This window comes from Zobellella denitrificans (assembly GCF_002237365.1).
GTDB classification, from domain to species: domain Bacteria; phylum Pseudomonadota; class Gammaproteobacteria; order Enterobacterales; family Aeromonadaceae; genus Oceanimonas; species Oceanimonas denitrificans.
Window position 1 is genome coordinate 15603 of the sequence record NZ_NMUO01000020.1, and the last position, 13888, is coordinate 29490.

The window sequence follows — 13888 nt, forward strand, 5'->3', positions numbered from 1 at the left end:
TACCATGAAGACAGAGTCCATCGCGATCATCGGCGCCGGCATCATCGGCGTCACCTCCGCCTACCTGCTCGCCCGTGCCGGCTATCGGGTGATGCTGCTGGACGCGGACGAGGGGCCCGCCCTCGGCACCAGTTTCGCCAACGGGGCCCAGTTGAGCTACTCCTATACCGACGCCATGGCCTCGCCGGGCCTGGTGGCCAAGATGCCCCGGATATTGCTGGGCCGGGATCCCGCCTTCCGGGTACGGATGTCGGCGGACGGACAACTGCTGCGCTGGGGCGGCCGCTTCCTGCTGCACGCCCGGGCGAGCCGGGAAGAGCGCAATACCCGCAATATACTGCGGCTCGCCCTGCATTCGCGGGACAGGCTGCATGAGCTAATGGAAGAGTGTGAACTCGGGTTCGATCACCGGCCTTCGGGCAAGCTGCACCTCTACGGCAGCCGCCAGGATCTGGAGCAGGCCGCCGCCCGGGTCCGGCAGAAAGGAGAGTGGGGCTGCCCGCAGCGGGTGCTGGACTGGCGGCAGTGCCTGGCGCTCGAACCCGGTCTGGCCCAGCTGGCCGTCCCCATGGCCGGCGGGGTCCATTCCCCCCTCGACGAGGTGGGCGACTGCCACCGGTTCGCCCTCGCCCTGCTGGACCGGCTGCGCCAACAGCCAGGGTTCGAAGCGCATTATCACTGCCGGGTTCACCGCCTGCACAAAGAGGGGAACCGCATCACCGGGCTGGACACCAGCCAGGGCAGTATCACCGCCGACGCCTACCTGCTCGCCACCGGCCCCGACAGCCTGGCGCTGGCCCGCGGCATCGGCCTGCATATTCCCATCTATCCGATCAAGGGCTACAGCATCACGGTGCCCGCCACCGAGCGGGCCCCGGCGGTGTGCATCACCGACGTGGACAACAAGGTGGTGTTCGCCCGCGTCGGCGACCGGCTGCGGGTGGCCGGCTGCGCCGATATCGTCGGTGACGATCGGACGCTGGACCAGGATCGCATCGCTCACCTGCTGCGGGTCTGCCGGCAACGCTTCCCCGAGGCCGGCGACTACGATCGCCTGCTCGACCGCTGGACCGGTTTCCGCCCGGTCACCCCCAGCAGCGCCCCCATCATCGGCCGGGCCGGGGCCGACAACCTCTACCTTAACCTGGGCCACGGCATGCTGGGCTGGACCCTGGCCATGGGCTCGGCCTCGCTGCTGGCGGCCCGGATCGGCGGCGACCCCGCTCCCATCGACGACAGCGGGCTGCGCCCGGCCGACCACGGCCTGGGCGGCTAGCTCACCGCGAATTCCGGTGCCAGCCGGCTCAGGCCCAGGCCCTGGCTCTTGCTCAGCCGGATCTGCACCGGCACCCGCTCCTTCAGCGCCTCGATATGGCTGATGATGCCGATCATCTTGCCGCTGGCGTTGAGGGCGTCGAGGGCGTCCAGGGCCACCTCCAGGGTCTCGGCGTCCAGGGTGCCGAAGCCCTCGTCGAGGAAGAGGGAGTCGATGCGGGTCTTGCTGCTGACCAGATCCGACAGCGCCAGCGCCAGCGCCAGGCTGACCAGGAAGCTCTCGCCGCCGGACAGGGTCTGGGTATCCCGGGCCGCGTCCGCCTGCCAGCCGTCGATCACCGCCAGCTCCAGCTCGCCGCCGTCCTTGCGGGCCAGCCGGTAGCGGCCGTGCAGCCGCGCCAGCCGGCGGTTGGCCAGGTGCACCAGGTGCTCCAGGGTCAGCCCCTGGGCGAAGCGACGGTAGCGGGCCCCGTCGGCGGAGCCGATCAGACTGTTGAGTTGCTCCCAGTGATGCAGCTGCCGGCGTCCCCGCTCGATCTCGTCCAGCAGGGCCTGCTGCTGCCGGCGCTGGGCGGCGTCGTGCTCCAGCCGGCCGTCGAGCCGGCCCAACTGCTGCTGCAGCAGGTTGACGGCGTCCTGCTGTCGCCGCTCCCGGGCCTCCAGCTCCGCCAGCGGCGCCGGTGGCTGCGGCCCCAGTTGCTGCCAGGCCTGCTCGGCCTGGGCCAGCCGATCCGCGGCCAGCGCCCGCGCCTGTTGCAGGGCCTGCAGCCGCGCCTGCAACTGCTGGCGCTCGTCCTCCTCCAGCCGGGCGGCGATAAAGGCGGCCTCGTCGGCGAAGGGACTGGCGGCCAGAGCCTGCTGCCAGCTTGCCTGTGCGTCGCTCAGCTCCCGTTGCAACACCGCCAGTTGCTGTTGCTCCTGCTCCTGAATGGCCCCCTGGCGCTGCAGTTCGTCATTCAGGCTAGCCAGCCGTGTTTCCGCTTCCTGGGCCGCGGCCAGCGGATCTGCCGCCGTGACCGGCTCGCCATCGGGCAGCCCCAGCGCCTGCCAGCGCTGCTGCCAGCGCAGGAACAGGCTGCCCGCCTCGCTCAGGCTGACGGCCAACTGCTGGCGCTCCTCTTTCAAGCGGGTGACGGCGGCCTGCTGCTGCCGCCAGTGCTGCCATTGCTGCTCGGTCTGCTGCAACCAGTCCTGCCAGCTTGCGGGCTTTTGACCGACGCTGGCGGTCAGCCGTTGCTCCAGCTCCTTCCGCTGCTGCTCAATGGCCCGGCATTCTTCGTTCAGCTGCTGCTGTGCCCGCAGCAGGGTTTGCTGCTGCTGCTCCAGCAACTGTTGCCGGTGTTTAAGCCTGTCGGCCTGGGCAGTGGCGGCCTGTTTGGCCTGCTCCCCGCGGTTCAGGACGGTTTTGGCCGCATCCAGCTGTTCGGCCTGCTGCTCGAGCCGCGCCAGCTGTTGCCGGCGCTCGTCAAGTTGTGCTGGCCAGTGATCCGCATCCAGAGCCAGGGCCAGCAGCAGCGCGGCTTGCCGCGCGCCGTGCTCCGCCATGGCCCTGTCCAGCTGCTGCAGCCGCAGCCTGATCTGCTCCAGCACCGCCTTGCGCTCCGCCTGCAGAGCGCTCAGTCTCTGGCCCTGCTGCTCCATCTTTTCCAGCTCGGCGCTCTTTTGCTGCAATTCGGTTGCCGTGCTGCCATCCAGGTTCCGATACGCCTCGATGGCCGGATGAGACTCGCTGCCACACAGCGGGCAGGCTTCGCCGGGCTGCAACTGCGCCCGGTGTTGTTCCAGGGAGCGGATCAGCTTTTCCTGCTCCAGCAAGCGGGTTTTGTCCTTCACCTGCTCCTGGAGCACGCGGTACTGCTCACGGGCCTGTTCCAGTTGCTGCTCGCCCTGTCGCCATTCCGGCTCCATCCGGGCCTGCTTTTGCTGCTCCTGTTGCCGCTCGTGCTGCAGCTCCCGCAGCCGGTCGACACTTTGCTGCAGGGTCAGCCAGTCTGGCTGCTGCCCGCGCAATTGCTGAAGGCGCGCCTTCAGCTCCGGCTCGGTGAGCGCGCCCAGAATATTGGCCAGTGCCTGCTGTTGTTGCCGGTATTGTGCTTCCGCCTGTTGCTCGGCCTGCTGCGCCTGCTGCTGTTGCTGTGCCAGCACTTGCCGGTCATGCTCAAGCCGCTGTTGTTCATCGCCCTGCTGCTGCTGCCGCAGCCGCGCCTTGTGAGCCTGCTGCTGCAGCCGGTCGAGCTGCTCCACACTGGCGCACCAGCCCGCCAGCTGCTCGCCCAAGCGTTCACCGGCGGCGTTGGCGGCCATGGCCTCGGCCAGCCCTTGCTGTTGCCGCTCCAGTTCGGCGTCCCGGGCCTGCAAGGCCTGATGGTGCTGGTGGCTGAACGACAGTCCCTGCCAGCTGTGCCGGCGGCGCTCAGCCGTCAGGGTGGCCAGCCCGGCCTCGCGCCGCTCCAGCTGGGCCGCCAGGGTGCCGAGCCGCGCCTGGTGCTGTTGCAGCTGTTGCCATTGCGGATACAAGCGGGCGGCCGGCTCGCTCTGCCGCAGCCGCTGTTGTTCGTCAGCCGCGTCGTTCAGGGCGGCCAGGGCCTGTTGCTGCTCCCGGCGGGCGGCAACCCGCTGTTGCTCGCAGTGATCCCACTGGCGGCGGCGCTGCAGCTCGGCCCGGGTTTGCCGCAACCCCTCTTGCTGCCCGGCCAGCTCGGTGCCTGTCCCGGCCCGCTCCTGCTCGATGCTCTGCCGTTCCTCCTCGCTCAGCAGCGCCACGCCCTGGGCCCTGGCCTCCTGTTGCGCCAGGGCGGCCCTGTGCTCCCGGGTCTGCTCGAACACCCGCTGGGAAATGCGCGCGTAGATGTCGGTGCCGGTCAGCTCCTCCAGCAGTTCCGCCCGCTCGTTGGCGTCCGCGTGCAAAAAGGCGGCGAAGCCACCCTGGGCCAGCAGCATGGACTTGGTGAAGCGGCCGAAGTCGAGCCCGGTCAGTTGCTCGGTGAGTTTCAACTTGTCGTTGATCTTGTCGGTCAGGATCTCGCCGCTCCGCTTCGCCAGCTCCACCCTGGGCGCCTGCAGCTTGCCGTCGCTCTTGTCCCGGGCCCGGCGCTGGCTCCAGAAGGCGCGGTAGCCTTCTCCTTTCACCTCGAATTCCACCTCCGCCAGGCAGTCGGCGGTATGGCGGGTCATCAGCTCGTTGCCGCCGGCGGAGATCACCTTCATCCGCGGTGTCTGGTGATAAAGCGCCAGGCAGATGGCGTCCAGCAGGGTGGTCTTGCCGGCCCCGGTGGGCCCGGTGATGGCGAACAGGCCGCTGTCCAGGAAGGGTTCCCGGGTAAAGTCGATTTTCCATTCGCCCTTGAGGGAATTCAGGTTCTTCAGCCTGAGGGTCAGGATTTTCATGCCTCCTCCCCCAGCGCCGCCAGCACCTCGGCATGCAGCCCGTTCAGCGCGGCCAGATCCGCCTCCGCCAGGGTCTCCGCCGCCAGCCGCCGCGCAAACACCTGCTCCGGCGTCAGCTCGCTCAGGGTCTCGCGCTGCTCGGCCACCAGGGCCGCGGCCTGCTCCCGCCGCCCCCGGCGCACCAGCAGCACCTCCAGCGCCAGCCCCTCGGCCAGGGCCTGCACCCGGGGCTGCAGATCGCTCAGGTAGTCGTCGCCGGTGACCGTCACCTCCAGCCAGACTGGCCGGTTTTCGCTGCCGTTAGCCGCCACATCGGCCATGGCTGCGCCCAGTTCCTGCAGGTTGCCGCCAATCCGGGCCAGCGGCTGGAACAGGGGTACCGGCAGCGGGGTCACCCGTTCCAGGCCCCCTCCGGCGAACTCCGCCAGCAGTACCTCCTTCTGCTGGCCAACTTCGTCGAAACTGAGGGGAATGGGCGAGCCGCAGTAGCGAACGTGCTCCAGTCCGGCCACCTTCTGGGGCCGGTGGATATGACCCAGGGCGATATAGTCGGCGGCGGGAAAGGCGGCGGCGGGAAACGCCTCCAGGGTGCCGATGTAGATCTCCCGCACCGAGTCGCTGCTGCTGGCCCCCACGGTGGCGAGGTGGCCGGTGGCGAGGATGGGCAGGGCCGCAGCCAGTTGCGCGCGCCGCCCTTCGGCCAGCTCGAACAGGGTCCGGTAGTGGTCGGCGATGGCCTGCTGCAGGGCCTGCTGCTTGTCCCGGCCGCTCTGGCCGGCCTGGCTTTCCAGCACCTCCCGGCTGCGGATAAAGGGCACGGCGCACAGCAGGGCGCCGGGCTCACCGTTTCGCCGGTGCAGGGTCAGCAGTTGCCGTTCCGGCTCGGCCAGCACCCCGGCGATCACCGACACGTTCAGGCAGCCGAGCAGTTCCCGGGACTCGTTGAGCATGGCCACCGAGTCGTGATTGCCGCCCAATACCACCAGATGGGCGCCGGTTCGCTGCAGCTCGACCACAAACTGGTTGTACAGCTCGCGCGCATAGCTCGGCGGCGTGCCGGTGTCGAACACGTCGCCGGCCAGGATGACCGCATCGACCCCGTGCCCTTCGACCTGCTCCACCAGCCAGCTCAGGAAGGCCCGGTGTTCGTCATAACGGTTCTTGCCCAGAAAATGCTGGCCCAGGTGCCAGTCGGAGGTGTGCAGTATGCGCATGGCGGCTCTTGTGATTCTTGTGGTAACGGCTCAGCCGCTATTAAACCCGCTAAGGAGGCCGGGCGCAAATGCCCTTGGCGGGCGCAGAAAACTTGCTAGACTGGGCCTTTCTCCCGACATTCTGCCCGAAGATGCCTTTTTCCTACGATTTTCTCGCCCTGGCGGCGGCCGCCTGCTGGGCGGTGGCCAGCCTGCTCTCGGCCAATGCCGCCCGCCACCTGGGCGCCTTCGCCTTTTCCCGCTGGCGGATGTTCTGCGTCAGCCTGATGCTGTGGTCGGTGGCCCTGCTTGGCGGTGGCTGGGCCAGCCTGAGTCCCCACAGTTTAGGCGTCATGGCCATTTCCGGGCTGATCGGGATCTTTATCGGCGATACCGCGCTGTTCGCCGCCATGAACCGGCTCGGTCCCCGCCGGGCCGGGGTGCTGTTCGCCACCCATGCCCTGTTTTCGGCCCTGCTCGGCTACCTGGTGTTCGGCGAGACCATCACCGGCCTGACCCTGCTCGGCTGCCTGCTGTTGGTGGGCGGGGTCATGACCGCCATCTTCTTCGGCAAGCGCGGCAACGACACCCATGCCTGGGAGCAGGATGACGGCAACCCCTGGCCCGGCGTCGGCCTGGGGCTGTTGTCGGCCCTGTGCCAGTCGGTGGCCACCCTGATGGTCAAACCGGTGATGATGGGCGAGATAGATCCGGTCGCCGCCTCGGCGGTACGCATGAGCACCGCCTTTGTCGCCCACCTGGCCCTGCTCTGGTGCGGCCTGGCGGTGGCCAGGCCGCTGCGCGCCATCAACTGGCCGGTGTTCGGCATGGTGGCGCTCAATGCCTTCCTGGCGATGGGCGTGGGCATGACGCTGATCCTGCTGGCCCTGCGTTACGGCGAGGTGGGCATGGTGGCCATGCTGAGCTCGGTCAGCCCGGTGCTGGTGCTGCCCTTGCTGTGGCTCGTGATGAAACGGCGGCCGGCCAATGGCGCCTGGCTGGGCGCCCTGGCCACCGTGGTGGGAACCGGGTTAATCGTGGCCCGGCATTAGAGTTTAAGGCCTTCCTCGTCGAGGGCCTTGCGTACGCCCGGATCTTCCTTCATGTCCTGGAAGTGGCGGGCCAGGTGGGGATAGGGACCCAGCCCCTCGGGCAACACCAGGGTCGCCCAGTATTCAAGCGGAAAGGCGCAGGCGTCCACTATGCTCTTGTGCTCGTCCATGTACCAGGTGCGGCTGGCGAGGTGGTTGTCCATCCGTTGCAGGAAGCGGGCGACCCGCTCGGGCACGGCGGCCTTGATGGCATCGTGGGCGGCGAAGCTGCGATCACTGGTGTATTTCTGCGGCGCGAAATAGGGGACGAAGGTACTGTAGACATCGGTATTGAGAAAACTGAGCCAGTAGTCGCACTGGTATTGCAGCACCGGATCCGTACCCGGTCCCAGGTGTTCGCCTTCGGGGAGCCGGGACAGGTAACGCAGTATGGCGCTGTTCTGGTACAAGTGGCCGAGATCTTCCGTGAACAGCACGGGAACCGAGGCCATATAGTTGATTTTGAGAAACTCGGGGTCCCGGGTATCGGCCAGCTCCAGCTCATAGGGCAGGCCCAGCCAGGACAAGACGATATGGGGAGCAAGCGAGCTGGCGCCCGGCTTGTAATATAACTTCATTCGATGACCTCCTCGGGCGGCACGGCGACCGCTGCCTGTCTGAATAGGGTGAACGCGTCCGGCCTTGTACCGGTGTCACCGCTCAAGGCCGGCCTTTACTAATTATCAGCAGGAAATCGGGAAATGGCGATGTCATCAATCTGTCATCGCCATCTGCAGGTCAAAAAGGTGAGATGGGCCTCAGTCTTCCACCGCCAGCAGCATTTTTTTCAGCAGGGCGGCGAATTGCCGTTGCTCCTCGGCCGACAGGGCCGAGGCCAGCTCGGCCTCGGCGGCGAGGTGGTACTTGACCGCGTCCTCCACCACCCGGAAGCCTTCGTCGGTCAGGGTGACGATCACCCCCCTGCGATCGTGATCCGCCTGGGCCCGGGTAACCAGGCCCCGGCTTTCCAGCCGATTGATGCGGTTGGTCAGGGCGCCGGAGGAGATCAGCACCATGGACTGCAACTGGTTGGGCGACAGCTGGAAATAGGGCGGGTGGCGACGCAGGGCGGCCAGCACGTCAAACTCCCCCACATTGAGGTCGTAGCGGGCCAGATCCTGCAGCACCCGGCGGGTAATAAAATATTCCAGCCGCACCACCCGACCGATCACCTCGGTACTCCCAAAGGCCAGATCGGGGCGAGCCCGCCGCCACAGGGTCACGATACGATCGATCTGATCCATGACCTGGGTGTCGTCCGGGCCGGTATTCTGCGTGTTGTTGTCGTTCATTGTTGTCGGGTGCTCCGTGATGCTCGCAGCCATTTTCATATCAAGAGAATATTGATAATAACATAAAGGATCCAGTCAGACCGCTGGCATCATGCCCCGGGACCGTACCCAAGTTGCTGTTTTTATGACCCGACACTCTTTTAGCCAGACCGTTTAATGACCGCCGCACTTGGGGTATACTCCGCGGGTTTAACGGAAACAAATAAGCCAACTGGGAGAATAAAAAGGTGAGCCTGTTAAGAAACCTGTTGCTTGCCGGTGTTGCCGCTGCCTCGCTGAGTGGCATGGCCTACGCCGCCAATGATATGTCGCCGGAAGCCATCGCCGAGCGCACCAAGCCGGTGGGCAGCGTCTATACCGCCGCCGATCTGGAAGGAATCGTGGACACCGCCGCCGGTAACAGCGGCGAGCCTGCCGCCCCGCGCAGCGGCGAGGCCGTGTATACCGCGGCCTGCGCCGCCTGCCATGCCACCGGCGCCGCCGGCGCTCCCATCAAGGGCGACGCCGACGCCTGGGGACCGCGCGTTGCCCAGGGCCGCGATACCCTGCTGAGCCACGCCCTCAACGGCTTCAACGCCATGCCGCCCCGCGGCGCCTGTGGCAATTGCTCCGACGAAGAGATCACCAACGCCGTCGACTATATGCTGGAAGCCCTCTGAGGCACCGCAGCCCATAAAAAAGCCGCAGCAATGCGGCTTTTTTATTGAAGACAGCGAGGCGTGAAAGGTGAGGAGTGGGGAGAAAAAACATCGGACACACTTCCCTCCTCACACCTCACACCTCACACCTTACCCCTCACGCCAGCCTCACGACTTCCGGCCCAGCATGGCCCTCAAACCGGCGATACCTGCCTGGCCCTTTTGCATCCGCTCCCCTTCGCTCGGCGGCTTGCGATTGTGCTCCCAGTCCAGATCCTGCTGGGGCAGCTCAAGCAAAAAGCGACTCGGCTCGGGCCGCACCATTTCACCGAACTGGCGCCGCTCCCGGCACAGGGTGAAGGTGAGCGCCTGCTGGGCGCGGGTAATGCCCACATAGGCCAGGCGCCGCTCTTCCTCGATATTGTCCTCGTCGATGCTGCTCTGGTGCGGCAGCAGCCCCTCTTCCATGCCCACCATGAACACGAAGGGAAACTCCAGGCCCTTGGAGGCGTGCAGCGTCATCAACTGCACCTGTTCGCCGTCGTCTTCCTCCTCGCCCCGCTCCATCATGTCGCGCAGGGTCAGGCGGGTGACCACCTGGGGCAGGGTCATGGCATCGTCCAGATCCGAGCCTTCCAGCATCTGGCTGACCCACTTGAACAGGGTGGACACGTTCTGCATGCGCATCTCCGCCGCCCGCGGGCTGGGGGAACTCTCGTACAGCCACTCCTCGTAGTGGATGTCCTTGATCATGTCGCGCACCGCTTCCACCGCGTTGCCGCGCGCCGCCTCGTCGCCCCGGCGCACCAGCCAGTCGCAGAAGGCGCGCACCGCCACCAGGCCCCGGCCGCCGAGGTGCTGCTCCAGGCCCAGCTCGAAACTGGCGGCGAACAGGCTTTTTCCCCGCTGATTGGCGTAGGTGCCCAGCTTTTCCAGGGTGGTGGGCCCGATTTCCCGCCGCGGGGTGTTCACCACCCGCAGGAAGGCGTTGTCGTCGTCCGGGTTCACCAGCAGCCGCAGGTAGGCCATGATGTCCTTGATCTCGGTGCGCGAGAAAAAGGAAGTGCCGCCGCTGATCTTGTAGGGGATGCGGTTGGTCATCAGCGCCTTTTCCAGCACCCGGGACTGGTGGTTGCCCCGGTAGAGGATGGCGTAGTCGCCGAACTTGCTGCCGTTCATAAACTTGTGGCCCATGATCTCGGCCACCACCCGCTCCGCCTCGTGCTCCTCGTGCTTGGCGAACAGCACCCGTACCGGTGCCTCGTATTCCATCTCCGAGAACAGCTGCTTGTCGAACACATGGGGATTGTTGGCGATCAGGATGTTGGCGCACTGCAGGATGCGCCCCCGGGAGCGGTAGTTCTGCTCCAGCTTAATCACCTTGAGACTGGGGTAGTCCTCCTTCAGCAGCACCAGGTTCTGGGGCCGCGCCCCGCGCCAGGAATAGATGGACTGATCGTCGTCCCCCACCACGGTGAAGCGGGCCCGCTCGCCGGCGATCAGCTTGACCAGCTCGTACTGGCTGGTGTTGGTGTCCTGGTATTCGTCCACCAAGAGGTAACGGATCTTGTTCTGCCAGTAAGCACGCACCTCGGCGTTGGTCTTGAGCAGCAGGGTCGGCATCAGGATCAGATCATCGAAGTCCAGGGCATTGTAGGCCTTCATCTGCCGCTGGTAGCGCTCATAGCACCGGGCGAACAGCACCGTTTCCGGATCCGTGGCCAGCCGGGCCGCCCGCGCCGGCAGCACCAGATCATTCTTCCAGTTGGAGATGGTGGACAGCAGGCGGGAAATCTTGTCCTTGTCGTTATCCAGCTCCTGCTCGGTCAGCTCCTTGATCAGCGCCAGCTGATCCTGATCGTCGAACAGGGAGAAGCCGGCCTTGAGCCCCAGGGTCTTATGCTCGCGGCGGAGGATCTCCAGCCCCAGGGTATGGAAGGTGGACACCATCAGCCCCCGGGCCTCGTGCTTGCCCAGGGTCTGGGCCACCCGCTCCTTCATCTCCCGCGCCGCCTTGTTGGTGAAGGTGACGGCGGCGATATGGCGCGCCTTGTAGTCGCACTGGCGCACCAGGTAGGCTACCTTGTTGGTGATCACCCGGGTCTTGCCGCTGCCGGCGCCGGCCAGCACCAGGCAGGGCCCGGCGATATAGCGTACGGCGTCGTCCTGGGCGGGGTTGAGTTTCATCGAGGCTCCTGGGGCGTTGAACGGCCGGTCATTTTAACGGCAGACAGCCTCCGGGTGAAGGCCGCCTTGTCATGGGCCCGGCTTTGGCTCATGATCCGCTCAGTTTTTTCTTTTCCCGGCAACATCATGGCGACCGACATCAAGGCACTCAGACGCGACTTTCCCACCCTGGCCCAAATCGTCAACGGCCACCCCCTGGTGTACCTGGACAACGCCGCCACCACCCAGAAGCCGCAGCCGGTGCTGGACGCCCTCAACCACTACTACCGGGATACCAACGCCAACGTGCACCGGGCTTCCCACGCCCTGAGCGGCCAGGCCACCCGGGCCTTCGAGCAGGCGCGGGAAAAGGTGGCGCGCTTTATCCACGCCCCCTCGGCCCGGGAAATCATCTGGACCCGGGGCACCACCGAAGCCATCAACCTGGTGGCCTTCAGCCTCGGCCGGCACGTCCTCCAACCCGGGGACGAGATCCTGCTCAGCACCCTGGAACATCACGCCAATATCGTGCCCTGGCAGCAGGCGGCGGCGGCCACCGGCGCCGTGCTGAAAGTCATTCCGCTTACCGACAGCGCCGAGCTGGACCTGGACGCCGCCGGGGCCCTTATCAGCGAGCGCACCAAACTGCTGGCCATCGGCCATGTGTCCAACGCCCTCGGCCAGGTCAACCCGGTGGCGGAGCTTATTCGCCTGGCCAAGGCCGCCGGCGCCGTTACCCTGGTGGACGGCGCCCAGGCGGTGGGTCACTTCCCGGTGGACGTGCAGGCGCTCGGCTGCGACTTCTACGCCTTTTCCGGCCACAAGATGTTCGCCCCCACCGGCATCGGCGTGCTCTATGGCCGGAGCGAATGGCTGGAGCGGATGCCGCCCTGGCAGACCGGCGGCGAGATGATCAAAACCGTGAGCTTCGAGGCCACCACCTTCAACGCACCGCCCTTCAAGTTCGAGGCGGGCACCCCCAATATCGCCGGCGCCATCGCCCTGGGGGCGGCGGTGGATTACCTGCAGGCGCAGGACAGGGCCGCCCTGATGCGCCACGAGGACGCGCTGCTGCGCCAGCTGGTGGACGGACTAAGCGCCATGGCCGATATCCGGGTGATCGGCCGCCCCCGGGCCGGCGCCGTCTCCTTCGTGATGGACGACGTTCACCCCCAGGATCTGGCCACCCTGCTCGACATGCAGGGCATAGCGGTGCGCACCGGCCACCACTGCGCCATGCCGCTGATGCAGGCGCTGGCCCTGCCCCAGGGCACGGTGCGCGCCTCCCTCGCCTTTTACAACACCGACGACGATGTCGCCGCCCTGCTGGCCGGCATCGACAAAGCCCGGGAGCTGCTGTGATGAACCACCCCTTCGGCACCGCCATCACCGACCAGGATATCCGCGCCCTCTTTGCCGCCGCCCACGGCTGGGAGGCCCGCTACAAGCAGCTGATTTTGCTGGCCAGGCAATTGCCGCCACTGCCGCCGGAGGCGAGAACCGAGGCCAACGCCATCCACGGCTGCGAAAGCCAGGCCTGGCTGTTGGCCGGACAGGACGCGCAGGGCCACTGGCAGCTGCACTGCGACTCGGACGCCCGCATCGTCAAGGGTCTGATGGCGGTGGTGCTGGCCGCACTCAATAATAAAACCGCCGCCGACATCGCCGCCTTCGATATGGAAGCCTACTTCGCGGAGCTGCAACTGCTGGCCCACTTGAGCCCGTCCCGGGGCAACGGCTTAAGAGCTGTGGTGGAGGCGATTAAAACCAAGGCCGGAAGCTAGAAGCTAGAAGCTAGAAGCTAGAAGCTAGAAGCTAGAAGCTAGAAGCTGGAGTATGCCCTTTGGCCGATGGTCCACACCCCATCAAAAGCCAACAACAGCTGGTGACCAGGGGATGAGCCGCCGGAGGCGCTCTTAACTTCCAGCCTCCGGCTTCTCGCTTCCGGCTTCAGCCGCCAGCTTCGCCAGCACCCGGCCGACCATAAAGAAGCCGAAGGTGGCGGTGATATGGGTGGCGGCGCCGAAACCGGAGGCGCAGTCCATCTTCATGGTGCCGTCCGACTGCTGCTTGCTGCGGCAGATGCCGCCACTTCCGTCGGGGTAACGGGGCTGCTCGGTGGAGAAGACGCAGTCCACCCCGAACTTGCGCTTGGGGTTCTTGCTGAACTGGTAATTGCGGCGCAGCTCGCCGCGTACCTTGGCGGCCAGGGGATCCTGGATGGTCCGGCTGAGATCGGCGAGCTGGATCTGGGAAGGATCGATCTGGCCGCCGGCGCCACCGGCGGTGATCACCGGGATCTTGTTGCGCTTGCAGAAGGCGATCAGCGCCGCCTTGGCCCTGACCGAGTCGATGGCGTCCAGCACATGGTCGAACCCGGCCAGCAGGTGTGCTTCCAGGTTGTCCGGACCGATAAAGTCGTCCACCACCCTCACCTCGCAGTCCGGGTTGATCAGGGCGATCCGCTCGGCCATGGCGGCAGTCTTCTCGGCCCCGACCTGGTTGGAGAGGGCATGGATCTGACGGTTGGTGTTGGTGATGCAGATATCATCCATGTCGATCAGGGTGATGCCGCCGATACCGGAGCGTGCCAGCGCCTCCGCCGCCCAGGAGCCCACCCCGCCGATGCCGATCACGCACACCCGGGCCGCGGCGAAACGGGCCAGGGCCTCCGCCCCGTACAGCCGGGCGATACCACCAAAACGCTCGTCAAAACTCATCTTCTGCTCCCCTTGGTTAAGCGGGCATTATATCAAGCCCGCTCTCCGTGAGGAGTGAAAGGTGAGGAGAGCTACGCCGGTACATAATGGAGCCCCTCACGCCTGCCCCCTCACTCCTCACCATTG

General features: G+C 66.2%; 11 protein-coding genes. 5 read left to right on the forward strand and 6 right to left on the reverse strand.

The genetic code is table 11. The annotated features are described in order from the left end of the window. Window positions 1-4: 4 nt before the first annotated feature. Window positions 5-1276, forward strand: coding sequence for a D-amino acid dehydrogenase (locus CGX12_RS06425; RefSeq protein ID WP_094039068.1), 1272 nt, complete (start codon window positions 5-7; stop codon window positions 1274-1276). Here the strand turns inward: CGX12_RS06425 and CGX12_RS06430 are convergent. Together CGX12_RS06430 and sbcD are read right to left on the reverse strand one after the other, a co-directional pair. Beyond that, window positions 1273-4662: an AAA family ATPase gene (locus CGX12_RS06430; RefSeq protein ID WP_094039069.1), complete on the reverse strand. Its 3390-nt coding sequence runs from the start codon at window positions 4660-4662 to the stop codon at window positions 1273-1275. The genes CGX12_RS06425 and CGX12_RS06430 overlap by 4 nt on opposite strands. After that, complete coding sequence (gene sbcD / locus CGX12_RS06435) at window positions 4659-5876, reverse strand: exonuclease subunit SbcD (RefSeq protein ID WP_094039070.1); 1218 nt, start codon at window positions 5874-5876, stop codon at window positions 4659-4661. Before sbcD ends, CGX12_RS06430 begins: the two co-directional genes overlap by 4 nt. Before the next feature lie 131 nt (window positions 5877-6007). Between sbcD and CGX12_RS06440 the strand changes: the two genes are divergently transcribed. Beyond that, window positions 6008-6907 carry a DMT family transporter gene (locus CGX12_RS06440; RefSeq protein WP_094039094.1) on the forward strand — a complete coding sequence of 300 codons (900 nt, stop codon included), beginning with the start codon at window positions 6008-6010 and terminating at the stop codon, window positions 6905-6907. Here the strand turns inward: CGX12_RS06440 and CGX12_RS06445 are convergent. Next, window positions 6904-7524 (reverse strand): glutathione S-transferase family protein, encoded by a 621-nt coding sequence (locus CGX12_RS06445; RefSeq protein ID WP_094039071.1) that lies wholly within the window; start codon window positions 7522-7524, stop codon window positions 6904-6906. The genes CGX12_RS06440 and CGX12_RS06445 overlap by 4 nt on opposite strands. Before the next feature lie 180 nt (window positions 7525-7704). Beyond that, entirely contained in the window at window positions 7705-8238 is a 534-nt protein-coding gene (locus CGX12_RS06450) for a MarR family winged helix-turn-helix transcriptional regulator (RefSeq protein ID WP_176442015.1), read from the reverse strand. A gap of 284 nt (window positions 8239-8522) precedes the next feature. On the opposite strand from CGX12_RS06450, the gene CGX12_RS06455 reads away from it, so the two are divergent. After that, a complete protein-coding gene (locus CGX12_RS06455; protein ID WP_408645778.1) occupies window positions 8523-8897 on the forward strand; it encodes a c-type cytochrome in 375 nt (124 codons plus the stop codon). Window positions 8898-9044: 147 nt separating this feature from the next. On the opposite strand, the gene rep is transcribed toward CGX12_RS06455, so the two are convergent. After that, the gene (rep, locus tag CGX12_RS06460; RefSeq protein WP_094039073.1) at window positions 9045-11063 is read right to left on the reverse strand and encodes a DNA helicase Rep; all 2019 of its coding nucleotides are present in this window, start codon (window positions 11061-11063) and stop codon (window positions 9045-9047) included. 126 nt (window positions 11064-11189) lie between these two features. On the opposite strand from rep, the gene CGX12_RS06465 reads away from it, so the two are divergent. Together CGX12_RS06465 and csdE are read left to right on the forward strand one after the other, a co-directional pair. Continuing rightward, window positions 11190-12404 (forward strand): aminotransferase class V-fold PLP-dependent enzyme, encoded by a 1215-nt coding sequence (locus tag CGX12_RS06465; RefSeq protein WP_094039096.1) that lies wholly within the window; start codon window positions 11190-11192, stop codon window positions 12402-12404. Next, the gene (gene csdE, locus CGX12_RS06470; RefSeq protein WP_094039074.1) at window positions 12404-12826 is read left to right on the forward strand and encodes a cysteine desulfurase sulfur acceptor subunit CsdE; all 423 of its coding nucleotides are present in this window, start codon (window positions 12404-12406) and stop codon (window positions 12824-12826) included. The genes CGX12_RS06465 and csdE overlap by 1 nt, the downstream gene beginning before the upstream one ends. 132 nt (window positions 12827-12958) lie before the next feature. Here the strand turns inward: csdE and tcdA are convergent, their stop codons facing one another. Then, window positions 12959-13762: a tRNA cyclic N6-threonylcarbamoyladenosine(37) synthase TcdA gene (gene tcdA, locus CGX12_RS06475; RefSeq protein ID WP_094039075.1), complete on the reverse strand. Its 804-nt coding sequence runs from the start codon at window positions 13760-13762 to the stop codon at window positions 12959-12961. Window positions 13763-13888 lie beyond the last annotated feature (126 nt).

What these genes read in the sequence shown, in the direction of transcription:
- rep (WP_094039073.1), bottom strand. Translation starts at nt 11,063, where the DNA reads ATGAAACTCAACCCCGCCCAGGACGACGCCGTACGCTATATCGCCGGG.
- tcdA (WP_094039075.1), bottom strand. Translation starts at nt 13,762, where the DNA reads ATGAGTTTTGACGAGCGTTTTGGTGGTATCGCCCGGCTGTACGGGGCG.
- CGX12_RS06425 (WP_094039068.1), top strand. Translation starts at nt 5, where the DNA reads ATGAAGACAGAGTCCATCGCGATCATCGGCGCCGGCATCATCGGCGTC.
- CGX12_RS06430 (WP_094039069.1), bottom strand. Translation starts at nt 4,662, where the DNA reads ATGAAAATCCTGACCCTCAGGCTGAAGAACCTGAATTCCCTCAAGGGC.
- CGX12_RS06465 (WP_094039096.1), top strand. Translation starts at nt 11,190, where the DNA reads ATGGCGACCGACATCAAGGCACTCAGACGCGACTTTCCCACCCTGGCC.
- CGX12_RS06445 (WP_094039071.1), bottom strand. Translation starts at nt 7,524, where the DNA reads ATGAAGTTATATTACAAGCCGGGCGCCAGCTCGCTTGCTCCCCATATC.
- CGX12_RS06440 (WP_094039094.1), top strand. Translation starts at nt 6,008, where the DNA reads ATGCCTTTTTCCTACGATTTTCTCGCCCTGGCGGCGGCCGCCTGCTGG.
- CGX12_RS06455 (WP_408645778.1), top strand. Translation starts at nt 8,523, where the DNA reads ATGGCCTACGCCGCCAATGATATGTCGCCGGAAGCCATCGCCGAGCGC.
- sbcD (WP_094039070.1), bottom strand. Translation starts at nt 5,876, where the DNA reads ATGCGCATACTGCACACCTCCGACTGGCACCTGGGCCAGCATTTTCTG.
- csdE (WP_094039074.1), top strand. Translation starts at nt 12,404, where the DNA reads ATGAACCACCCCTTCGGCACCGCCATCACCGACCAGGATATCCGCGCC.
- CGX12_RS06450 (WP_176442015.1), bottom strand. Translation starts at nt 8,238, where the DNA reads ATGAACGACAACAACACGCAGAATACCGGCCCGGACGACACCCAGGTC.